Here is a 20,115-nt window from a genome sequence, read left to right on the forward strand (position 1 = left end):
TGCCTCGGGCTATATCGCCCCGCCCTAATCAACTACCATACCGCGCCGGTTCCCAAACGGGACTAATAGGGAATCCGAAGCGCGGTACACCCTCGCCAATCGGAACTGCCCCCGCAACTGTAGGTGCTGAGCCTGCTCCCTGATGCCACTGGACCTTGTCCGGGAAGGCCGGAGCCTGGCGACGACGCATCAGTCAGGAGACCTGCCGGCCCAAGCTCAATTACCAACCGGCGGGGTGTCCGGGAAGGACATTCTTGCCTGTTTTTCTAGTGCAGCGCTTAAGGGTGTATTTCCGAATGGCACGTACGGTTCATTCGGAGATTGCCCCATGCTGCCACGCGTTACCGCCCTGCTCACCGGCCTGGGCTTCTGTGCCCTCGCCCAAGCCGCGCCCACCCACTACCCGCTGACCGTGGAAAACTGCGGTAGTCGCCTGACCTTCCAGCAAGCCCCCGCCCGCAGCGTGACCATCGGCCAGGCGGCCACCGAGATGCTCTACGCATTGGGCGTGGGCGACAAAGTGGTCGGCACCTCACTGTGGTTCAACAGCGTACTGCCGCAGTACAAGGTGCAGAACGACGGCATCGAGCGGCTAGCCAACAATGAGCCGAGCTTTGAAGCCGTGATCGCCAAGCGCCCGCAGCTGGTGGCCGCCGAGCTGGAGTGGGTGGTCGGGCCCCAGGGCGTGGTCGGCACCCGCGAGCAATTCCATGAACTGAAGATCCCCACTTACCTGCTGCCCTCCGACTGCGAAGGCAAGGACAACCTGGTAGGCGCCGACGGCACACGGCTGGAGCCGTTCCGTATCGAAACGATCTATAAAAGCATCGGCCAACTCGCCGAGATCTTCGACGTACAGGCGCGCGGCCAACAGTTGAACGACGACCTCAAGGTACGCTTGGCCAAATCTGTTGCCACCGTGCAAAGCAAAGGCCTCAAGCAAGCCAGTGCCTTGGTGTGGTTCTCCAGTTCCGAGATGGCTAGCGATCCTTACGTGGCCGGCCACAAGGGCATTCCAGAGTTCATGCTGGAAACCCTCGGTCTGCACAACGTGGTGCAATCCGATGAAGAATGGCCCGCCGTCGGCTGGGAAACCCTCGCCAAGGCCAACCCGACCTTTCTGGTGATCGCACGCATGGACCGCCGCCGCTACCCCGCCGACGACCATGAAAAGAAACTGGCCTTCCTGCGCAGCGATCCCGTGACTCGCAACATGGACGCGGTGAAAAACAACCGCATCATCATCCTCGATGCCCTGGCGCTGCAGGCCAGCATCCGCACGTTCGACGGGCTTGAGCAACTGGCCACGGCCATCGACGGCTACGACCTGCCCAAATGACGCGCACCCTACTCGCCCTGGCCCTGCTATTAGCCGCCCTACTCGCGGGGGTGGCGATCGGCGAAACCGCCATCTCGCCGCAAGTCGTGCTCCAGGTGCTCGCCAACAAACTGTGGGCGGCCAGCTACGTGCTTGACCCCATCGACGAAGGCGTGGTGTGGAACTACCGCCTCACCCGCGCCCTGGTCGCCGCTGCGTGTGGCGCCGGGCTGGCGACGTGCGGGGTGATCCTGCAATCGCTGTTGCGCAACCCACTGGCCGATCCCTACCTGCTGGGCATCAGTGCCGGCGCTTCGACTGGCGCGGTGCTGGTGGCGTTGATCGGCGTGGGCGGCGGGTTGATTTCGTTGTCGGCGGGCGCGTTTGTTGGCGCCATGGCGGCGTTTGCGCTGGTGATCCTGCTCGCGCGCGCCAGCGGTTCGGCCAGCGGCACCGGCCAGATCATCCTGGCGGGCATTGCCGGCTCGCAGTTGTTCAATGCGCTCACCGCCTTCCTGATCACCAAATCCGCCAGTTCCGAACAGGCGCGCGGCATCCTGTTCTGGCTGCTCGGCAACCTCAGTGGTGTGCGCTGGCCCTCGGTGTGGTTAGCGGTGCCGGTGGCCGTTGCAGGCTTGGCGGTGTGCCTGTGGCACCGCCGTGCGTTGGATGCGTTTACCTTCGGCAGCGACTCGGCAGCGTCCCTCGGCATTCCGGTGCGCCGGGTGCAATTTGTGCTGGTGGGCTGCGCGGCCCTGGTGACGGCGGTGATGGTGTCGATTGTTGGCTCCATCGGCTTTGTCGGATTGGTAATCCCCCACGCCGTGCGCCTGCTGCTCGGCACCGGGCACTCGCGCTTGCTGCCGGCCAGTGCGTTGGGCGGCGCGTTGTTCTTGATTGCAGCCGATGTACTGTCGCGCACCTTGATCAAAGGCCAGGTGATTCCGGTCGGCGTGGTCACGGCGCTGGTCGGCGCGCCAGTGTTTGCGCTGATCCTCATTGGCCGGAGGAATGCGCGATGACAGTACTGAGCTGCAGAGGGTTGGGCTTCAAGGTGCGTGAGGCGCAGTTGCTGCGCGATATCCATCTGGACGTGCAGCACGGTGAAACCCTCGGCATCGTCGGGCCGAACGGCTCCGGCAAATCCACCTTGCTCAAGCTGCTCGCCGGGCTGCGCACGCCGGCGTCCGGCGAAGTCTTACTGGGCGGCCAACACCTGGGCAAGCTGTCGCGGCGCGCCATCGCGCAGCAGCTGGCGGTGGTGGAACAGCAGGCCGACACCGACGACGCCATCCGCGTGTTCGACGCGGTGGCGCTGGGCCGCACTCCATGGTTGTCAGCGCTGAGCCCGTGGTCCGGCGAAGACGACGCCATCGTCAATCAGGCCTTGCGTGACGTCGACGCCACCCACTTGAGCCATCGCGCCTGGCGCAGCCTCTCGGGCGGTGAACGCCAACGCGTGCACATCGCCCGTGCGTTGGCGCAGCGGCCGCAGATCCTGTTGCTGGATGAGCCGACCAATCACCTGGATATCCAGCATCAGCTCGGCATTTTGCAGGGCGTGCAAGGGTTGCCCGTCACCACCTTGATTGCCCTGCATGATCTGAATCAAGCGTTGACCTGTGATCGCCTGGCGGTGCTGGATCACGGGCGGTTGGTGGCACTGGGTAAACCACTGGAGGTCCTGACGCCGCAGCGTTTGCAGGAGACGTTTGGGGTGCAGGCGCACTACCTGACGGACCCGTTCGATGGGGCGCAGATACTGCGCTTGCGCCCGAACTGATCAGGGCATTCAACTGTTGTGTTAGAGGGCGCGTTGCATATGCGTCGTGCGCCACACCGGGTCCGCGTCCACATCCACTACCTCGAACCCCTGTCGAAGCCAAAAATCAATCGCCCCCGGTAAAAACGGATGGGTGTGCAGGTACATCATCGCGACCCGATCCTCTTTAGCTTGCACCTCCAGCGCACGGTACAACTCGCCCGCCAGACCACAGCGGCGAAACGCCGGCAGCACAAACAGGCGCACCACCTCCACGGTCTTGCGGCCCTGGTAATTCAACTGCGGGAAACGCCCGTCATAGGGCAGATAGCCGATGCCAGCGACGATCTGGCCCTCATCGCGAGCAACAAGAAAATGCCCATCGCCCTGCAGGTAGGTCGCCTCGAAATGCGCCAGGTCCGCCGGCACTCCCGTCGCGCTGAGCGTGGGGAAAAGCTCGGCGCGGGCGCGCAGCACGAACCTCATGACCTCAGGGATATCCGCCGCTGTGACTGCCTGAATACTCGGCCTTGGGCTCATGCAACCTCGATCTGCGTAATCCCCATCACCTGTGCCTGCTGCAGAATTTCATCCGGCGTCGCATCCGCAGGCGGCAGGATCAAACCATTTTCCGCATCGCCGAAATGCAACTGCAGCAAGTGCAACGCCGCTTCATGCACCGGCAGTTGGGGTTGCTGGAGTGCGAACACGTGGGTCCGCGGTTCGTCGTTGAACAGGTAGTTGAGGGTGTATTCGCGCATAGGGGAACCCTTGTTATGGAAGATGAACAACCTGACCAACCGATCAACTTTTAAGTTCCAGGCCCATTCACACGATGCCTTATCCACTGGCGACTATAGGCAAGCACACTCGCCCCCATTGCCACCGGAAAATGAATAAAGCCATGCGCCGCCTCCGGCAACAAATGCGCTTCTGCCCCCGGCCACCGTTCAGCGATCAACAGCGTGTCATCCTTCAACGGGTCCAGTTCACCCACAAACATCAACGCCGGGGGCAGGCCTTCAAAGTCGCCATACAACGGTGACAACGGCGGCTGCCGACGCATGTCATCGCTCAACCCCGGCGTGAGCATGCGCAGCGCCTCGACCATGCCCGGCCCGTCCAGCAATAAGGTGTCCGGCCCTGCCATGCGCACACTGGGTGTGCCGGTCAGGTCATAAACGCCGTAATACAACATCGCGCCGCTCACCCGCTGGAGCAACGCCGGCCATTGCTTCAACCCCAGTAAGGTCGCCGCGGCCAAATGACCACCGGCCGATTCGCCGACGACGATCACCGGCAGGTCGGCAAATTCCTCGGTGGTGAGCAGCCAACGCGCCGCCGCCAGGCAGTCGTCCATCAGGCCCTCGATCGGTGTGTCGATCGCCAGCCGATAATCCACCGACACCACTGCCACGTCGCAGGCATTGACCAGGCCCAGGTTGAGGTCGTCATCCATCTGCGCGTTGCCGATCACCCAGCCGCCGCCGTGGATATCCAGCACCACGCCTTTGGGCTTGCCCCTTGGGCGCAGGATGCGCACGGGCACTGAGTCGGCGCAGTGGGTTTCAGCCAGAGGGGCTTTCTTGATCTTTTGACTGACCCGCAACAGCGCCTGGATCAAACGCGGCGTGACCCGATTGCGGATCTTGAAGCGCGGCAACCAGGCGAGCTTTTGATTGAAGCGGCGCATCTCGACCCGTTCTGTCTCACTGGCGGGCCAGGGTTGATAAGCCATCAGCGATTGTTCCGCAGGATCGAGAAGTTCAGCGCCGCCGCCACGCACAGCCACGCCAGGTACGGGAACAGGATCAAGCCGGTGATCAGGTCCAACTGCACCGCCAACACCACCATCGCCGCGACGGTCAGCCACAGCACCGCCAGAATCACCATCCCGGCCAGGAGGCGATGAGCACCGAAGAACACCGGCGTCCACAAGGTGTTCAACGCAATCTGCGCCGCCCACAGCGCCAACACGGTTTGGCTGCCAGGCATCAGGCTCAGGCGATAACCGGCCCAGGCCAGCAGCAGGTAGATGAGCGTCCACGCCACCGGGAACAGCCAATTGGGCGGGGTGAAGCTGGGTTTGACCAGGGATTCGTACCAGGCACCGGGTTTAAAGAGCATGCCGGTACTGGCAGCGGCGGCGCAGGCGAGCAGGAAAATGAAGAAAGTCATGAGCGGTCCTTGGCTGGGCATTTCAAGCTTTGACGTGTTGTATGCAGGTAAAAGTTCACTGCGGATCAACAGGTGGGAACTGGCAATGCCGGGCCACTTTATCGCCTGGCCTAGCGCTTTCGCAGCCTCGCTAAAGCCAGGCAGGCTCCACAATCCTTAACCCAGGCCAGCGCGCCTTATAACTGCGGGCCTTCTGCATAAACAACTCAGGCTCCGGATGCACCGGGTTGATGCGCAGTACCCCCTGCTCCACATCCTCCAGCCCATAGGGCGCGTACACCTCGCCCGTCGCAATCTCCAGGCCGATGCAGGTGCCCGCGACCAGATACCGGTCGATGCCCTGTTTGGCCGTGTGCAACTGCGGATAAGGCCGACCAAATCGCTCGCCGTACCAGAGATGAACCCGTGCCTGATTTTTGACTTCCACATTCACGCCCAGGTCCTGAAACAACACCTCGGCCGCACGGATCACCGCGTCCTCAGCCTCGTAGGACAGGTCCGTATCAAAGTAGAAAACGTCGTAGTCCTTGATGCCCTGGGCAGCAGGCAGGTTCGACTGATGATTCCACACCGCCTGGAACAGGCAGCCCGCCGTGAGAAAGCACTGGTCCACCCCGAGGTCAGGCAGGCGCGCGGTGATTTCGGCGTTGATGGGGTTGGCCATGGCCAGGTTGAGCAAATCGTCGACGGTCAATGTCATGGGCATTCCTTTCTATCGGGCCAGCGTCAGGCACCCACTCTAGCGCACCCTCATGACAGGACTAGCACCTAGCCGTTCAATTCAGTTGCCCGGTGACTCGCCGCGTCGTCGTAGGCCACATACAGCGACTCGGCGACCTGGCTTTTGATCGCCTTGGTGGATTCCAGCCCGAGAACAAAACCTTCGGCCTTGCCACCGGCGCGGTTGAGTGCTTCGTGGGTGGCAGCGCCGGTGATGGCGTCGAGGAGTTTGCTGGCGTGCGGGCCTACGCCTTTAGGGAGGGAAATCTGGTCGATGGACATGGGCGATACCTTGCAAGAGAGAGATCGGTAGCGCGTGGAACCACTGCCGGGGAGGCATGGTAGACCGGTTTGCACAGAAATGGGCTGGTTTTGATGCTGGCACCGGCAACGACGTCTTCAACGGACATGCACCATCATGAGGAGGGCTAAAGGTTCAGTGAAATCAATTCAGTTTCACTCACGTTATAGCCCTGCCTAAAATACACCTTACTTAAAGACAAGTTATAGACCGCTGAATAAGCACCTGAACACTCAATACCTTCAGGTTCTATCGCGGCAAAAAGGGTGTGGTATCACTATGAACAAAGAGTTTGCATTTACGGTCAAGAGCATTCGTTTCGACGAACACTACCACCCCGCCGAAAATACGCGCATCACCACCAACTTTGCCAATTTGGCGAGGGGCGCGAGTCGTCAAGAAAACTTGCGCAATACGTTAAGGATGATTGACAACCGTTTCAACGCCTTGGCCCACTGGGATAACCCAAAAGGCGATCGTTATTCTGTCGAACTTGACATCATTTCCGTTGAAATGGACATCGATGATCAACTTAGCGGCCATGCCATTCCGTTGATTGAAATATTGAAAACCCATATTGTCGATCGAAAAACCAACGAGCGCCTGCCAGGCATTGTCGGTAATAACTTCTCCTCTTACGTGCGCGACTATGACTTCAGCGTGCGCTTGCTGGAGCACAACAAGGACCAGCCCCACTTCAGCACACCCGCTGACTTTGGGGAGCTGCACGGAAAGTTATTCAAGAGCTTCGTCAACTCGAGCACTTATAAAGAACACTTTAACAAGCCGCCCGTCATCTGCCTGAGTGTGTCGAGTGCCAAGACCTATCATCGCACTGAAAACCTGCACCCTGTACTGGGCGTCGAATACCTGCAAGATGAATACTCCCTGACGGATGAATACTTCAAGAAGATGGGGCTGAAAGTGCGCTATTTCATGCCTGCCAATAGCGTGGCGCCCTTGGCTTTTTACTTTGCTGGCGATGTGCTCAGCGACTACACCACGCTTGAGCTGATCAGCACGATCAGCACTATGGACACCTTCCAGAAGATTTACCGCCCGGAGATCTACAACGCTAACTCTGCAGCCGGTAAATCTTACCAGCCCAGCCTGCAACACCAAGATTATTCATTAACGCGGATTGTGTATGACCGCGAAGAACGCAGCCGATTGGCCATTGAACAGGGCAAATTTGTTGAGGAAAACTTCATCAAGCCCTACCAGTCGGTGCTGGAGCAGTGGTCTGCCCACGGCGCGCGTTGACTCATTTAAAAGACAAGGTCACCCCGAATGAAAAAGTTATTACCTACTTCAACGGCCGGCAGCTTGCCTAAACCGTCCTGGCTTGCACAACCCGAGACACTTTGGTCGCCCTGGAAACTGCAAGACGAGGCCTTGCTCGAGGGCAAGCAAGATGCGTTGCGCTTGTCCCTGCAAGAACAACAAAACGCCGGCATTGATATCGTCAGTGATGGTGAACAAACGCGCCAACACTTCGTCACCACCTTTATCGAGCACCTCAGCGGCGTTGATTTCGAGAAGCGTGAAACCGTCAGAATCCGTGACCGTTATGATGCGAGCGTCCCGACGGTGGTGGGTGCTGTCACGCGTCAAAAGCCGGTGTTTGTCGAGGACGCCAAGTTCCTGCGCCAGCAAACCCATCAACCGATAAAGTGGGCGCTGCCAGGCCCCATGACGATGATCGATACGCTGTATGACAACCACTATAAAAGTCGCGAAAAACTGGCCTGGGAATTTGCCAAGATCCTCAATGAAGAAGCCCACGAACTGGAGGCGGCAGGTGTGGACATCATCCAGTTTGACGAGCCGGCCTTTAACGTCTTCTTCGATGAGGTGAATGATTGGGGCGTTGCCACCCTGGAAAGGGCCATCGAGGGCCTTAAATGTGAAACCGCGGTGCACATCTGCTACGGCTACGGCATCAAAGCCAATACCGATTGGAAAAAGACGCTGGGCTCCGAGTGGCGGCAATATGAAGAGGCGTTTCCCAAGCTGCAGCAATCCAGTATCGATATCGTCTCGCTGGAATGCCATAACTCCCATGTGCCCATGGAACTCATCGAACTCATTCGCGGTAAAAAGGTGATGGTCGGTGCCATTGACGTGGCCAACCACGCCATTGAAACACCGGAAGAAGTCGCCAATACCCTGCGCAAAGCCCTGCAGTTCGTGGATGCCGACAAGCTTTACCCGTGCACCAACTGCGGCATGGCCCCCCTGCCCCGCCGTGTGGCACGCGGCAAGCTGAATGCGTTGAGTGCAGGCGCTGAAATCATCCGCCGAGAACTGTCGAACTGATGCCCACCCTGTCACGTCCCCGTGCGGCCATCGAGCCCTTGAGTTTTCGCGAAGCGCTCGGGCACTACGCCTCCGGCATCACGGTGATTACATCGCACATCGATGGCGAGCCGATTGGCTTCACCTGCCAGTCGTTCTACAGCGTGTCGATGAACCCACCGCTGGTGTCATTCAGCGTCATGGCCAGTTCCGCCAGCTACCCCAAAATCCGTCAGGCCGGTCGATTCGCCGTCAATATCCTCTCGGGCGCGCAGGTCAGGATCTCCAACCAGTTCGCGCGGCGCGGCACCGACAAGTGGCACGACGTCGACTGGCAGGCATCGCCGCTGGGCAACCCGATCATCGCCGGCAGCCTGCATTGGCTGGACTGCGACATTCACGCCGAACACGCCGCCGGAGATCACCTGATCGTGATTGGCGAAGTGAAAGCACTGAACCTGCAAGAGGCGGAAGCGACGCAGCCGTTGCTGTATTTCAAAGGGCAATATTGCAACATCGCCGCGCCTGACGTGGTTTGAGCCTCTACCCACGCCGCCGTGACTGCACCTACGGCAACGCCAGCGTCATCGTCAGCGATGAAGAACACCTGGTGAAACGCGTGATGCAATTGACCGCCGGCCAAGGCGTTTATCCTGAATGAGCTGGCGTCGGGCGCGTTGTCGCCGGTGATTGAGAAGAAACAAAGGGAAGCCTTGCCCTCAGCTGTGAATGGGCAGCGCCAACCCAAACACCACAAAGAACCCACCGCAGACTTTATTGAACCGTCGCCCGCTACGCGCCAGCCAAGGTCGAACCCGGTGTGCGGCGCTGGCCACTGTGTATTCAACGACAAACTCGACGACAGCGTAAGTCAGTGCAATGGTGGCCGTCTGCGCGATGAGGCTTCTGTGCGGGTCCAGGAAAGGTGGAATAAACGCGGTAAACAGCAGCAAAGCCTTGGGGTTTGAAATGGCCGAAACCAGTCCCTGACGAAACAGCGACCCACTGCTCAGCGTCGGGGCGCCGGCCGCGTCCAGGCTGACCGGGGCGGATCGCCACAACCCGAAACCCAACCAGATCAGGTACAGTCCACCAGCCACTTTCAAGGCGGTAAACCAGGTGGCGGAGGCCTGGATCAACGCGCCCAGGCCCAGTGCGCACAGCATGAGCACAAAGGCAAAGCCGAGCACGCCTCCGCTGATAGTGAACAGGGTTTTACGGCTGCCATGGATCGCGCCATGGGTCAGCGCCAACAACGCATTGGGGCCAGGCACTACCGCTATGCCACAGCAGGTGAACAGGTAGAGCAACCAGGTCTCGAAGGGCATGATCAGGTCCGGCAACGGTGGATTCAAGCCCGTATCCTGCGAGCGAACGGCTATCATGAAAAGCGCATAATTCACTACACAGCCATTCGATAAACGAATAGAGGTAAACCGCATGCCTTCCAGTGATTTGCAGATCGATTGGCTCAAGTGCTTTGTGGCGGTGGTGGACGCCGGTTCGCTGTCGGGCGCGGCCCATGAGGTCAACCGTTCGCAGTCCGCCGTCAGCATGCAAATGAAGAAACTGGAGGCCGCGCTGGGACGGCCTTTGTTGAACCGAGGCCCGAGGCACCTGCAGTTGACCGATGACGGCCAGACATTGCTGGGCTTTGCCCGTCGCATGCTCGCCTTGCACGCCGAAACCCAGGCGGCGTTTCATGGTGAAGCCTTGACCGGGCGCATTCGTCTCGGGGTCGCGGAAGACTATGCGGCAAAGTACCTCACGCCGGTGCTCAAGCGTTTTGCGCCGCGTTACGCCGGTGTGGACATCGAACTGACCTGTGAACAGTCCACCGCACTGATCCCACGCGTGCGCAGTGGTGACCTTGATCTGGCGCTGGTGTCCAGGGACTCGCCGCACAGTGGCACCTTTCTGTTCAAGGAACCGATGGTGTGGGTAGGCTCGCCTCAGTTCGAACTGTGGCGCCGGGACCCGGTGCCTATCGCCGTCTACGAAAGCGCCAGCCTGGCTCGCCGGTATGCGGTGAATTCACTGGCCCAGCAGGGGCGTCAGTTCAAGGTGGTGTACAACAGCTCCAGCCTCGCCGGCCAAGTGGCTGCGGTTGAGGGCGGGCTCGCGATTGCCGCGATTACTCAGTGCACGGTGCAGCCGTCACTTCAGGTCTTGGGCAGCGAGCACGGTTTGGGGAATATCGAGCCGATGGAGGTGTCGATTCTACGCAGCCGGGCGTCTCGCGGGTCGAAGGCGGTCAATAGCCTGCATGGGTTTATCATCAGTGCGCTAAGAATTCAGCCCTAGCCATCACCTGCGCCCTGTTAATCTGCGGTGCCTGCCTTCTTTCGGAGCTTTCTGTGACTTCATCAAAACGCGACAGCGCCCGCATCGAACGTCGCCTTGTCGCCACCCTGACCGACGCTTGCGAAACCGCCAAAGCCGAAATCCCAGGGTTTGAATGGCTGACCCACACCGTCAACTACGCCGACTTCCCCCACAGTCTGCGCATCACTTGGGTCTTCGACACCCGCGCCAACCAGGCGCATGCCGTGGCCACGGGGCTGGATGCACGTCTCCGCGAGCTGACCGCCACCGCGCTGCACGACGCCGAGATCCCGCCTGTACATTTGGCGCGTTGTGTTCACGTTGATTCTGAAGAAGCCTGCCATGCTCAGCACGGCGGCAATTGGCGTTTGCGCCTGACGCGCTCAGCCAACTAGAGCCTGGCGCCCAACTGCTGGATAATGCCTCGCCCTGTTTCTCGCCCGCCGATAAGGAAGTCCTTTCCCATGAAGTTGCCGTTTTCCGCTGCCCTGCTCGCATCTGCCCTGCTGTCGCCTTCGATTGCCCAGGCCGACGACGCTGCGTTGGTCGACACGCTCAAGGCCTTCACCCGCTGTGACGAGACGTTCTTCAGCCGTCTGAACACCCACCGTGACGCCTGGCAGGCCTATGCACCGCTCAAGCAGGAAAAGGACTTCGCCTGGATCGCGGTGCGCGATCGCACCGACCCCAAGGCCACTGCGGTGCCGGTGAGCGCGCCAGCCATCGCGGGGTTGAAGCTGCTGTCCTACAACGACGAGGTCAGCGATCTTGGCCCGTTGGGCCTGTATTATTTCTGGGGTTTCACGGTGGACGGCAGTCTTGATGACGTCGCCCAGCGCTTCGCGGCATTGCTGGACCAACCGGGGGCGCTGCAAAAAGGCGAGGGGCAATACACGCGCAGCGAGTTGAAGGTGGGCAACAGTTGGCAGGCGATCAAACCCATGCCGGGCAAGGCACCGGGGCTGCGCAATGTGGAACGGGTGCTGATCGTGGAGCCGGAGGGCAAGTATTCCCGTGTGAGCTGTTCGGTGCAGGGCGGCGTGAATGCCGGGTTGCTGGCGCTGTTGCGGCCGGACATTGCGCCGGTGGATTACCCGCGCACCGTGGCCGACACTAACCTCGCCGATGTGCCGGTGCCGCCCAACGTGCTCCAGGGCCTCGACTCGCCGCTGTTGCAGCCCAAGTTCAAGACGTTGAGCTACACCTACCTGTCAAAGAATGGCGCGGGCAAGGACGCACCGATCACGATCCGGTTCAAGGCCGAGGGCGGTTTGCTGGTGAAAAATGAAGCCTACGGCAGCGCCTTCAATGTGGACCGTTTGATGCTGGCGGACCTGATCCAGCTGAAATCGAAAATGAACGGTGTGGGCGACGGCCAGGTACTGCAGACCCGCGAGGCCGAGGTGAAACTACCGACGAGCTGGGCGCCGGGCCAGACCTTGAGTGCCCATCTGCAGATGGCCAATGTACCGGTCAAGTCCACCGACAAACCGACCGAAACCACCTTGACCTGCAAGGTGGGCGAGCGCTTCCCGGCGCGCCAGGTGTTTGCGTCGCTGACGGGCGATGCGATCCGGTTGGCCTGCGAGCAGGACGGGTATTCATCGTCGCGCGCGTTTATCGAGGACCTGGGCGTCGCGCTGACGCTGGAGTCGACATCGAGCCAGACCCACTATGTGAATGAAATCCAGACGCTGGACGTGGTGCGCTGACGCAGGTTGGTCTGACCACTGCAAAGGGATAGGTGGGTCTCAAAAGCTGCGGATCAGCGAGCCGAAAAGATCCCCTTCAGGCATCTTGCTCAACGGAATATCAGCATTCTCGAACCACGCTTGCCCGGCCTCAGGATGCGGGCCACTTAGCACCACCACGCCTTTCTCATAGGTGTACCGCGCGGCCGCCACATCACCGTTGCGGTAGGTCGCGATGGTGGTGTGTGACCCTTTGGGAAAGTACGGGCCGTCCTGGAAGAAGACGTGGTCAACCTTGCCCGCCCAGGTGACCTGAACGGCGGCATCGGCAATGCCAGGCACTTCAAAACCGGGACGACCGGCTTCTGCGTCGAGGTCCTGCGGGATCAAACCGAGGTTGCTGTCATCCGCCAGGTAGGCGCCCATGCACAACCCCAGGTAGCGCCCACCGTTGGCAACATAACCACGGATGGCCTCGCTGCGCGCCTCTCCCAGGCTGCGCAGGGCGCCGGGGATGTCCTGGCCGCCGCCGGGTTGCACGTAAAGGTCATAGCGCGCCAGGGTTTGCGGCGTGATGTCGATCGACTCATCCGCGCCCACAAAATCAATGTGGTAGTCAGGGTTGAGGCGTTGCAGGGCTTTTGCCACGTTTTCGGAACAGTCGTCACAGCCCGCCGGCCCCCGGTAAATGGCGACGTGGGTGATAGGCGTGCCGGCCTCGGCCGGTGACGGCAGCAACAGGGCAAAGGCAAACAACGTGGCGGCGATGGCTCGCAGGTTCATGGCGTACGACTCCGGTTTGGACACCGCCAAGCCTATAGCGATTGCCCCGTTCAATTCGTTAACAGTTGTAAACACTGCGACGAGAAATGAACGGAGCCCCGCTGCTGCTTTAAAACGTCACGCCGGGGCCTTTATTTGGCAAACGCATACTCCCCGCCCTGCTCCACTGCCTTGCGATACGCAGGTCGCGCCTGGAATTTCTGCACCCACGCCGCCAGGTTCGGATAAGCCTGCAACTTGCCCTGGGCCTTGGCGATTTCACCGATAAAGCTCATCTGGATATCCGCGCCGCTCAGTTCATCGCCGAGCAGGTAGCTTTTATCCGCGAGCACGTCGTTCAGGTAACCGAGGTAGTTGGCCACTTCCGATTCGATACGCGGATGCAACGGCGCGCCAGCCTCGCCCAGGCGGCCGACGTAGAGGTTGAGCATCAGCGGCAACATGGCCGAACCTTCGGCAAAATGCAGCCATTGCACGTATTGGTCGTAGGTGGCGCTGGCCGGGTCCGGCTGCAGGCGGCCCTGGCCGTGGCGGCGGATCAGGTAGTCGATGATGGCGGCGGACTCGATCAGCACCCGGTCGCCGTCTTCGATCACCGGGGATTTACCCAGCGGGTTGATCGCCTTGAGTTCCGGTGGTGCGAGGTTGGTTTTCGGGTCGCGCTGGTAGCGCTTGATCTCGTAGGGCAGGCCGAGTTCTTCGAGCAGCCACAGGATGCGTTGCGAGCGTGAGTTGTTGAGGTGGTGGACGATGATCATTGAGTGCTCCGCGGGGCGAGAGGGGTGTCTTGGAAACAGACTACGCCAGCCTCCGCGAGTGCCGACAAATTATTTTCTGCGTGACAGACGCCGTGGTTACCATGGGGATCGGTTCGGAAGGGGACACACCATGGATCTGAAATTCAGCCACGTCGACATACTGGTCGAAAACCTTGAGGAAGCCTGTGCCTATTACGCACGCATCCTCAATGCACGCATCTCCAAGACCTTCGTGTGGGAACGCGGCGGCCTGCATGTGCGCTATGCCGTGGTGCTGATGGGGCAAGAACGCTTCATGCTGGTCCAGCCGATCGCCGGGAACCTGCGCGAACTGTTGGATGCTCACGGCGAAGGCATGATTTATCGCCATTGCTACACCACGCCGGACATCGAGATCGCCTATGACCAGCTGATCGCCGCGGGTGTGCAGCCTGAGAACGAGAACGGCGTGCCTCTGGCCCGCGAGCATCTGCAGTCACCTTCCGGGGGGCGCATTATCTGGCTGCCCAAACGCTTTGGGCATTTCTCCATGGAGATCCTGGAAGAGGCGACGCTGGAGGCGTTTATTCTGGAGGCGTTTGACTGATCGAGGCCCACGCCGCCTGCGCCAGCAATTGCGCGTAGTGATTCGGGCTGTGCTTGACCCGGCCGGATAACCACGCACGGGCGTAGCTTTCCGCCGAGCCGATGATCAGCGACAGCAACAATTCCGCCGGGATATGGCTGAACGCCTCACGGCGGCCTTCGCCGCTCATCCACTCGGTCAATTGCGCATTGCGCTGCTTGTTGCGGGTGAGCAGTTCGTCCTTGTGCGGGCCGTTGGCCACGGCGAAGCGGCTCTGGAACATAAAGCGTGCCCACTCGGGTTGCGCATCCACCCACTCCACATAACTGCGTACCAGCGCTTCCACCCCCGCCTGAGCGGTTTGTGCCTGCTTGAGGTGTTGTTCTCGCAGTGCGGCCTGATCGTCCAGCGCGGCAAAAAACAGCGCGGCGACGATACCTTCCTTGTTGCCGAAATGATGGTAGATGGCGCCCACACTGGTCTCGCACCGCGCGCGGATGGTTTCGATATTCGTCGCTTCAATACCGACTTCGTTAAAGCTGGCCAGGGCCTCGCGCAGGATGCTGCGCTTGAGGTCGCTGCGCCGGCTCGGGAAGGTGCGCTCGATCAGATCAGGTGCGTGCATGAAGTGGCTCGCCAAATGTGCGGAGTCTAAGGGTACAGCCGCCTGCAGAGAAGGCATGGCTTGACACTCGCGCAATTTACAGAATATTGTTCCGTTACAGAATATTATTCTGTTAACCCATTGCGAGGATAATCCATGAGCCAGTTTCTCAGCATGTTCAACAGTGTAGGCCCGGCAGCGTTCAGCCAAATGGCCTGCCAAGTGGCGCCCTACTTCAGCACCATCAACCCGGAAATCGCCGAACTGCGCCCTGGGCATGCCGTGGTCAACGTGCCGTTTCGAAAGGAAATCACCAATCACCTGGCCTCCGTGCATGCCATTGCGCTGTGCAACGCAGCGGAATTGGCGGGTGGGACGATGACGGACGTGTCGATCCCGTCAGGTGCCAAATGGATTCCCAAGGGCATGACCGTGGAGTATCTGGCGAAGGCCAAGTCAAACATCCGCGCCGTCGCGGATGGCAGCGGCATTGATTGGTCAACCGCTGGAGACAAGATCGTGCCGGTGGATATTTTCGATGAGGGCGAGGTGAAGGTGTTTACCGCGAAGATCACCATGAACGTGAAGATCGCCTGAGGCCGTGATGGCAGGCTCGGCCTTTGCCGAGCCACGCTTCAGCTCACCATCGACCACAGTGATGCCCCTACCCCGGTGATGCTCTCCCCCGCAATCAAACCGGCGGCAGCGGTGATCGCAAAGCGCTCGGTGAGGCTCGGCCAGCGGCAGCTCACCAGCCAGGTCAGTATCGCGCCCAGGGCCATCATCAGCGAGACCGAGGCCGGCAATACGAAGGCCAGGCCAAGGGCGGCGGCACTCGGAAGGAAGCGGGCACGATGGGCAGGCAACGTGCTGTCCAGCACACCCAGCACCACGCCAACCAAGCCGCCAATGGCAATCGCCCAGCGGATGCTGGTGGACAGAGAATCGAGTCCATGGGTGAGGGTTTGCGCCACGGCTTTCCAGATGGCGACCGCCGGTGCCGGCCATTCTTCGGTGAGCAGCATGGATTGCGGATCAGGGATCAAGGCCAGGTAGGCGAATACGCCGACAATGCTGCCGATGAAGATCCCCAGGATTTGCGCGATCACTTGCTTGTGCGGCGTGGCGCCAATGGCCTTGCCCACCTTGAAATCATTCATCAAGTCCGTGCATTGCCCGGCCGCGCCGCCGGCCGTGTTGGCGCTCATCAGGTTGATCGGCACCTGCCCCGGCGCGACGATGCCGAAGCTCAGCTGGGACAGTTGCCCGATGGCACCGATGGGCGGAATACCGGTGGCGCCCACCACGCGCGCGGCGACGGCGGCGAGGCAGATCGCCAAGGGAATAGTGAGCAACGCCATGCCCAGGTTGATACCGAACAGCAGCGCCTGCAGGCTCACCACCAGCACAATCGCCAACGCAAAACCGGCGGCCGGACCTGGCTTGGGCACTGTCCAAGTCGATCCACCGCTGGAGTGCGTTGACCGGTACAACGCCCACAAACGAATCGCCAGCGACGCCAAGGTGGAACACACCATCAAGCTCACGCCCGGCCACAGCAACCACTCCACCAGCGCAGCGAACTGCGGGCCGCTGCTGTCCGCAGGCAACGTGACCAGGTGTTGCGCCAACAACCAGGGGCCCAAGCCGCCCCAGGCGAGCAAAGCACCGAGCAGCAGAGTCAGGCCCACGCGAATGCCGATGATGCCGCCGAAGCCCACCAGCAGCAGCGAAGGGTCGGCGGTGAAGGTCAGGCGCTCCAACTGAGCGCTGGGCGACCAGCGCGGGAAGGCCCACATAAAGGTGTCCACCCACTTGACCAGCCCGGAGAGCAACGCGGCGCTGAGCAACACCTTCAAGCGCGTCGCGGCTTCGCGGCCGTGGTTATAGATGTGCAACAGGGTTTCCAAGGTGGCCATGCCTTCGGGGAATTTCAGCGCCTTGTCATTCAGCAGCGAGGGCCGTAGATACCAGGCGATCCAGATGCCCAGGAAACTCACCGAGAACACCCAGGCGATCATCGGGACGGCGTCCAACTGGTTGCCGGTCAACAAGGTATAGGCCGGGATCGGCGCCACCAACCCACCGGAAATGATTGACGCGGCGGCCGACGCGACGGTCTGGTTGATGTTGCTTTCGTGCAAGGTCCACGGCAGGTGCTCGGTGGAACGCTTGGCCACTCCCTGAAAGATGGCGTAGCCGATCAGTAGCGCGATGATCGACATGTTGAACGACCAGCCGATCTTCAACCCGGCATACACATTGGAAGGCGTAAGGAGGATGCCGAGGACACTGCCGGTGATGACCGCGCGCAAGCTCAGCTCGCGGGTGACGGGGCCGTGCGGGAGAGTCGTTGGCGGGGCTGAAGTCATGCGGAGTCCTTTCGGCGACGAAACGGGGCGACTTAGTAAGTGAGCCCTGGAGCGACCGAAGGTTCCTGCCATGAGGATCGGGACAATGTGGTGAGCGGGCTTGCCCCGCTCACCACAACACGCTTGCCCTTCACAAAATCCTGGTCAGCTCAGACGAAATCGCGCGGTGTTGTCGCTCAGCGCCTGGCTGCCTTTGCTCAGGGTGTCAGCCGCCTGGTTCACTGCCCGCGCACCGTCCAGTAAACGCCCTGCCGCCTGGTCCACTTGCTGGATATTACCGCTCACTTCATCCGCCGTGGCGGCTTGCTCCTCAACGGCGGTGGCGATCTGTGCCAGGGTGTCGGTGACGTGCTGCACCGCGCCGGCAATCTCGCCCAAACGGGTACCCAGCCCGGTGACGGATTGCGCATCCGTCAGCGCTTGCTCACACGCCGCGCCCATCAGGGCGACTGCCTGGCTGACCGTGGCGCGCAGGCTGTCGACAGTGCCGGCGATCTGCGCCGTGGAGGCCTGGGTACGTTGCGACAGGCTGCGCACTTCATCGGCGACCACGGCAAATCCGCGCCCCTGTTCACCAGCACGGGCGGCCTCGATGGCGGCGTTGAGCGCCAGCAGGTTGGTCTGTTCGGCGATGCCACGGATGGTGTCGACCACCGATTGAATCTGCTGCCCCTGCTGGCTGACCTGCTCCAGCGCATCGGCGGTGTCGGTCAGGCGCACGTTGAGTTGCTGGATGCTGGCTGTGGTGCGCTGGCTGTCGCGGCTACTGTCTTCGGCAATGCGCCGGGTCTGTTGGGCGCTGTCCGAAGCGTGCTCACAGCTTCTAGCGACGCCCAAAGACGTCGCGGCCAGTTGGGTGGCGGCGGTGGCAATCTGGCTGATTTGTTGTTGCTGGTCTTCGACTTCGGTGAGGGTGTTGCCCGATTGGGCGTTGAGGGTCAGCACTGCCGAACCCAGCTGCTGCGTCTCGTGATTGACTCCCAACAGGCTGGTGCGCAGTTGCACCACCGCCACGTTGAGCGCGGTGCTGATGGCCGCGAGTTCATCGCGCCCTTCCACCGCCACTTCGACACACAGGTTGCCGTCCCGCAGGGATTCGGCCAGGGTGGTGATGCCGCTGGCGCTGCGGCGGATCGAGGCTTGCAGGCACATGAACAGGTACAACGCGGCCAAGGCCAGCAGGCTGAACGTTGCTGCCACCGGCACGAATTTCTGCAACGAACGGTCACGGTAGTGGCCCAGGCGCGCATCCAGCGAGGCGAGGGACTGGTTGCGCAGCGCGCCCAGGCTGTCGAGCATGCCGTCGACACTGGTGTCGAAGGCCGCCGTGTCGAGTTTGATGGTGCCGCCGAACACGCCGTCGTCGAGCACTTTGAGTTCGCTGTCCAGGCGTTGCAGGCTGTTGTCGTACTGCGCCGTCCAGGGTTCAATACCCGCATATTGCTTGGCCTTGAGTGAGGCCGCCGCCTTGACCAATTGGTCCCGCGCATCGCCAATGCGACTGCGCAAATCGCGCATCTGCAAACGGCTCTGCAAGGTGAATTGACCCGAAGCAATGGACGCCTGACCGACACTGGCCATGCGGCCGATGCGCTCGATCAGGTCGGGGGTGTACTGGGTGGAAATCTGCATCAGCAGGTAGGTTTCCAGCCACGGGTCGAGGATCAGCCCGGCATCCAGGGTGATCTGCTCGCGCAAGATTTGCATCGCGGTCAGGGCCGAGGTGAAACGGTCGTAGCCATCCGGCCACCAGCCCACGGTACGCAGGGATTGGGAGTCCATGCCCTTGACCGTGGCCTGCAACGCGTCAAAGCGGGCCTGGATGTCCGCACTGGCGTTCTGGGCTTTGAGCGAATCGCCCAGGGCTTGCAGGCTTTGCAGGATCACCGGGAAATTGGCGTCGACCTTGTCCATCGCCGCCTTCGCCGCCGGGGTGGGCGCGTGCAGGATGTCTGCCGCTTTCCAGCGCGCGGCGAGGTTGCGTTGGGCCGTCAGTTGACCATCGAGCGCATCCAGGGCCAGCAGTTGCCGAACCCCGGACTGCTCGCTGGAAATCACGGTCAATTTGTCGCGATAGTCCGAACCGATCATCCACAGGCTACCCGCCAGGGGCAGCATGAACAGGAAGAACAGGATCTGGAACTTGCGCGCAAAGCCGAAACGCCCCAGCAGGCGGATACCGGGTGATAAAAGGCTGTGCATGTCCGACCACTCCCCAAAAACGACCCACGCGGTGCACCGCGGGGTGAAGCCTTGAAATGACTAACGGCAAAATGCCATGTCATTGATTAGCTTGGCTCAAGCAAGATACGGGCCGTGGGTAGTGGGGCTGGAAACAAGCGGGCTCGCGTGTTGAGCGTGCAAGTGCCGTGCTCGAAAATGGGGCAAAAGCACTCAGTGCTGAAGACGCCGCTGTAACTATTGGCGCAGTCCGTAGGAA

Annotated in this window: 24 protein-coding genes and 1 riboswitch; of the genes, 12 read left to right on the plus strand and 12 right to left on the minus strand. The window is 61.0% G+C overall.

Going from position 1 to position 20,115, the window contains the following annotated elements:
- The first annotated feature begins 29 nt into the window (after positions 1-29).
- A riboswitch (cobalamin riboswitch) is annotated at positions 30-224 on the plus strand.
- A 104-nt stretch (positions 225-328) separates the two neighbouring features.
- From PF1751_RS18755 to PF1751_RS18765, 3 genes are read left to right on the plus strand one after another with little or no spacing between them, the layout of a single operon-like run.
- Positions 329-1,339 (plus strand): ABC transporter substrate-binding protein, encoded by a 1,011-nt coding sequence (locus PF1751_RS18755; RefSeq protein WP_042571804.1) that lies wholly within the window; start codon positions 329-331, stop codon positions 1,337-1,339.
- A complete protein-coding gene (locus PF1751_RS18760; RefSeq protein ID WP_010209036.1) occupies positions 1,336-2,340 on the plus strand; it encodes a FecCD family ABC transporter permease in 1,005 nt (334 codons plus the stop codon). The genes PF1751_RS18755 and PF1751_RS18760 overlap by 4 nt, the downstream gene beginning before the upstream one ends.
- Positions 2,337-3,101 (plus strand): ABC transporter ATP-binding protein, encoded by a 765-nt coding sequence (locus tag PF1751_RS18765; protein ID WP_021490742.1) that lies wholly within the window; start codon positions 2,337-2,339, stop codon positions 3,099-3,101. The genes PF1751_RS18760 and PF1751_RS18765 overlap by 4 nt, the downstream gene beginning before the upstream one ends.
- A gap of 21 nt (positions 3,102-3,122) precedes the next feature.
- Here PF1751_RS18765 and PF1751_RS18770 read toward each other — a convergent pair whose 3' ends face one another.
- The 6 genes from PF1751_RS18770 to PF1751_RS18795 all read right to left on the minus strand — a co-directional run bounded on the left by PF1751_RS18770 (position 3,123) and on the right by PF1751_RS18795 (position 6,260).
- The gene (locus tag PF1751_RS18770) at positions 3,123-3,620 is read right to left on the minus strand and encodes a GNAT family N-acetyltransferase (RefSeq protein WP_044287562.1); all 498 of its coding nucleotides are present in this window, start codon (positions 3,618-3,620) and stop codon (positions 3,123-3,125) included.
- The gene (locus PF1751_RS18775; protein WP_010209031.1) at positions 3,617-3,841 is read right to left on the minus strand and encodes a hypothetical protein; all 225 of its coding nucleotides are present in this window, start codon (positions 3,839-3,841) and stop codon (positions 3,617-3,619) included. Before PF1751_RS18775 ends, PF1751_RS18770 begins: the two co-directional genes overlap by 4 nt.
- A 50-nt stretch (positions 3,842-3,891) precedes the next feature.
- The gene (locus PF1751_RS18780) at positions 3,892-4,818 is read right to left on the minus strand and encodes an alpha/beta hydrolase (RefSeq protein WP_010209030.1); all 927 of its coding nucleotides are present in this window, start codon (positions 4,816-4,818) and stop codon (positions 3,892-3,894) included.
- A complete protein-coding gene (tspO, locus tag PF1751_RS18785) occupies positions 4,818-5,258 on the minus strand; it encodes a tryptophan-rich sensory protein TspO (protein ID WP_021490746.1) in 441 nt (146 codons plus the stop codon). Before tspO ends, PF1751_RS18780 begins: the two co-directional genes overlap by 1 nt.
- A 130-nt stretch (positions 5,259-5,388) precedes the next feature.
- Positions 5,389-5,958, minus strand: a complete 570-nt coding sequence (locus PF1751_RS18790) for a nucleotidyltransferase family protein (RefSeq protein WP_010209024.1) — start codon at positions 5,956-5,958, stop codon at positions 5,389-5,391.
- A 68-nt stretch (positions 5,959-6,026) separates the two neighbouring features.
- Positions 6,027-6,260, minus strand: coding sequence for a hypothetical protein (locus PF1751_RS18795; protein WP_010209023.1), 234 nt, complete (start codon positions 6,258-6,260; stop codon positions 6,027-6,029).
- Positions 6,261-6,558: 298 nt separating this feature from the next.
- Here PF1751_RS18795 and PF1751_RS18800 point away from each other — a divergent pair, with 298 nt between their 5' ends.
- From PF1751_RS18800 to PF1751_RS29670, 4 genes are read left to right on the plus strand one after another with little or no spacing between them, the layout of a single operon-like run.
- A complete protein-coding gene (locus PF1751_RS18800; protein ID WP_021490747.1) occupies positions 6,559-7,542 on the plus strand; it encodes a DUF1852 domain-containing protein in 984 nt (327 codons plus the stop codon).
- Positions 7,543-7,569: 27 nt separating this feature from the next.
- Entirely contained in the window at positions 7,570-8,598 is a 1,029-nt protein-coding gene (locus PF1751_RS18805) for a methionine synthase (RefSeq protein ID WP_021490748.1), read from the plus strand.
- Positions 8,598-9,116 carry a flavin reductase family protein gene (locus tag PF1751_RS18810; RefSeq protein WP_010209020.1) on the plus strand — a complete coding sequence of 173 codons (519 nt, stop codon included), beginning with the start codon at positions 8,598-8,600 and terminating at the stop codon, positions 9,114-9,116. The genes PF1751_RS18805 and PF1751_RS18810 overlap by 1 nt, the downstream gene beginning before the upstream one ends.
- Complete coding sequence (locus tag PF1751_RS29670; RefSeq protein ID WP_010209019.1) at positions 9,113-9,238, plus strand: hypothetical protein; 126 nt, start codon at positions 9,113-9,115, stop codon at positions 9,236-9,238. The genes PF1751_RS18810 and PF1751_RS29670 overlap by 4 nt, the downstream gene beginning before the upstream one ends.
- 58 nt (positions 9,239-9,296) lie before the next feature.
- On the opposite strand, the gene PF1751_RS18815 is transcribed toward PF1751_RS29670, so the two are convergent.
- The gene (locus tag PF1751_RS18815) at positions 9,297-9,905 is read right to left on the minus strand and encodes a LysE family translocator (protein ID WP_029529083.1); all 609 of its coding nucleotides are present in this window, start codon (positions 9,903-9,905) and stop codon (positions 9,297-9,299) included.
- A 112-nt stretch (positions 9,906-10,017) separates the two neighbouring features.
- Between PF1751_RS18815 and PF1751_RS18820 the strand changes: the two genes are divergently transcribed.
- The 3 genes from PF1751_RS18820 to PF1751_RS18830 all read left to right on the plus strand — a co-directional run bounded on the left by PF1751_RS18820 (position 10,018) and on the right by PF1751_RS18830 (position 12,614).
- Positions 10,018-10,881: a LysR family transcriptional regulator gene (locus PF1751_RS18820; protein ID WP_010209013.1), complete on the plus strand. Its 864-nt coding sequence runs from the start codon at positions 10,018-10,020 to the stop codon at positions 10,879-10,881.
- A 53-nt stretch (positions 10,882-10,934) separates the two neighbouring features.
- On the plus strand, positions 10,935-11,297 hold the full coding sequence (locus PF1751_RS18825; protein ID WP_021490749.1) for a hypothetical protein: 363 nt from the start codon (positions 10,935-10,937) through the stop codon (positions 11,295-11,297).
- A 69-nt stretch (positions 11,298-11,366) separates the two neighbouring features.
- Positions 11,367-12,614: a hypothetical protein gene (locus PF1751_RS18830; RefSeq protein ID WP_044287563.1), complete on the plus strand. Its 1,248-nt coding sequence runs from the start codon at positions 11,367-11,369 to the stop codon at positions 12,612-12,614.
- 39 nt (positions 12,615-12,653) lie between these two features.
- Here the strand turns inward: PF1751_RS18830 and PF1751_RS18835 are convergent, their stop codons facing one another.
- Positions 12,654-13,376 (minus strand): BPL-N domain-containing protein, encoded by a 723-nt coding sequence (locus PF1751_RS18835; RefSeq protein ID WP_010209009.1) that lies wholly within the window; start codon positions 13,374-13,376, stop codon positions 12,654-12,656.
- Positions 13,377-13,507: 131 nt separating this feature from the next.
- Complete coding sequence (locus tag PF1751_RS18840) at positions 13,508-14,134, minus strand: glutathione S-transferase family protein (protein ID WP_010209008.1); 627 nt, start codon at positions 14,132-14,134, stop codon at positions 13,508-13,510.
- Positions 14,135-14,264: 130 nt separating this feature from the next.
- On the opposite strand from PF1751_RS18840, the gene PF1751_RS18845 reads away from it, so the two are divergent.
- Complete coding sequence (locus tag PF1751_RS18845) at positions 14,265-14,720, plus strand: VOC family protein (RefSeq protein WP_021490752.1); 456 nt, start codon at positions 14,265-14,267, stop codon at positions 14,718-14,720.
- Here PF1751_RS18845 and PF1751_RS18850 read toward each other — a convergent pair.
- Positions 14,698-15,324 (minus strand): TetR/AcrR family transcriptional regulator, encoded by a 627-nt coding sequence (locus tag PF1751_RS18850; RefSeq protein ID WP_010209000.1) that lies wholly within the window; start codon positions 15,322-15,324, stop codon positions 14,698-14,700. The two genes, PF1751_RS18845 and PF1751_RS18850, sit on opposite strands and share 23 nt — an antisense overlap.
- Positions 15,325-15,459: 135 nt before the next feature.
- Between PF1751_RS18850 and PF1751_RS18855 the strand changes: the two genes are divergently transcribed.
- The gene (locus PF1751_RS18855; protein ID WP_010208999.1) at positions 15,460-15,900 is read left to right on the plus strand and encodes a hotdog fold domain-containing protein; all 441 of its coding nucleotides are present in this window, start codon (positions 15,460-15,462) and stop codon (positions 15,898-15,900) included.
- Between the two features lie 38 nt (positions 15,901-15,938).
- Here PF1751_RS18855 and PF1751_RS18860 read toward each other — a convergent pair whose 3' ends face one another.
- Both PF1751_RS18860 and PF1751_RS18865 read right to left on the minus strand, forming a co-directional pair.
- On the minus strand, positions 15,939-17,675 hold the full coding sequence (locus tag PF1751_RS18860) for an OPT family oligopeptide transporter (protein ID WP_044287564.1): 1,737 nt from the start codon (positions 17,673-17,675) through the stop codon (positions 15,939-15,941).
- Between the two features lie 144 nt (positions 17,676-17,819).
- On the minus strand, positions 17,820-19,877 hold the full coding sequence (locus PF1751_RS18865) for a methyl-accepting chemotaxis protein (protein ID WP_010208996.1): 2,058 nt from the start codon (positions 19,875-19,877) through the stop codon (positions 17,820-17,822).
- Positions 19,878-20,115 lie beyond the last annotated feature (238 nt).

This window comes from Pseudomonas simiae (assembly GCF_000934565.1).
GTDB classification, from domain to species: Bacteria; Pseudomonadota; Gammaproteobacteria; order Pseudomonadales; family Pseudomonadaceae; genus Aquipseudomonas; species Aquipseudomonas simiae.

Coding starts and splice junctions, on each gene's coding strand:
- PF1751_RS18755 (WP_042571804.1), top strand. CDS start 329: ATGCTGCCACGCGTTACCGCCCTGCTCACCGGCCTGGGCTTCTGTGCC.
- PF1751_RS18760 (WP_010209036.1), top strand. CDS start 1,336: ATGACGCGCACCCTACTCGCCCTGGCCCTGCTATTAGCCGCCCTACTC.
- PF1751_RS18765 (WP_021490742.1), top strand. CDS start 2,337: ATGACAGTACTGAGCTGCAGAGGGTTGGGCTTCAAGGTGCGTGAGGCG.
- PF1751_RS18770 (WP_044287562.1), bottom strand. CDS start 3,620: ATGAGCCCAAGGCCGAGTATTCAGGCAGTCACAGCGGCGGATATCCCT.
- PF1751_RS18775 (WP_010209031.1), bottom strand. CDS start 3,841: ATGCGCGAATACACCCTCAACTACCTGTTCAACGACGAACCGCGGACC.
- PF1751_RS18780 (WP_010209030.1), bottom strand. CDS start 4,818: ATGGCTTATCAACCCTGGCCCGCCAGTGAGACAGAACGGGTCGAGATG.
- tspO (WP_021490746.1), bottom strand. CDS start 5,258: ATGACTTTCTTCATTTTCCTGCTCGCCTGCGCCGCCGCTGCCAGTACC.
- PF1751_RS18790 (WP_010209024.1), bottom strand. CDS start 5,958: ATGACATTGACCGTCGACGATTTGCTCAACCTGGCCATGGCCAACCCC.
- PF1751_RS18795 (WP_010209023.1), bottom strand. CDS start 6,260: ATGTCCATCGACCAGATTTCCCTCCCTAAAGGCGTAGGCCCGCACGCC.
- PF1751_RS18800 (WP_021490747.1), top strand. CDS start 6,559: ATGAACAAAGAGTTTGCATTTACGGTCAAGAGCATTCGTTTCGACGAA.
- PF1751_RS18805 (WP_021490748.1), top strand. CDS start 7,570: ATGAAAAAGTTATTACCTACTTCAACGGCCGGCAGCTTGCCTAAACCG.
- PF1751_RS18810 (WP_010209020.1), top strand. CDS start 8,598: ATGCCCACCCTGTCACGTCCCCGTGCGGCCATCGAGCCCTTGAGTTTT.
- PF1751_RS18815 (WP_029529083.1), bottom strand. CDS start 9,905: ATGCCCTTCGAGACCTGGTTGCTCTACCTGTTCACCTGCTGTGGCATA.
- PF1751_RS18820 (WP_010209013.1), top strand. CDS start 10,018: ATGCCTTCCAGTGATTTGCAGATCGATTGGCTCAAGTGCTTTGTGGCG.
- PF1751_RS18830 (WP_044287563.1), top strand. CDS start 11,367: ATGAAGTTGCCGTTTTCCGCTGCCCTGCTCGCATCTGCCCTGCTGTCG.
- PF1751_RS18835 (WP_010209009.1), bottom strand. CDS start 13,376: ATGAACCTGCGAGCCATCGCCGCCACGTTGTTTGCCTTTGCCCTGTTG.
- PF1751_RS18840 (WP_010209008.1), bottom strand. CDS start 14,134: ATGATCATCGTCCACCACCTCAACAACTCACGCTCGCAACGCATCCTG.
- PF1751_RS18845 (WP_021490752.1), top strand. CDS start 14,265: ATGGATCTGAAATTCAGCCACGTCGACATACTGGTCGAAAACCTTGAG.
- PF1751_RS18850 (WP_010209000.1), bottom strand. CDS start 15,324: ATGCACGCACCTGATCTGATCGAGCGCACCTTCCCGAGCCGGCGCAGC.
- PF1751_RS18855 (WP_010208999.1), top strand. CDS start 15,460: ATGAGCCAGTTTCTCAGCATGTTCAACAGTGTAGGCCCGGCAGCGTTC.
- PF1751_RS18860 (WP_044287564.1), bottom strand. CDS start 17,675: ATGACTTCAGCCCCGCCAACGACTCTCCCGCACGGCCCCGTCACCCGC.
- PF1751_RS18865 (WP_010208996.1), bottom strand. CDS start 19,877: ATGCACAGCCTTTTATCACCCGGTATCCGCCTGCTGGGGCGTTTCGGC.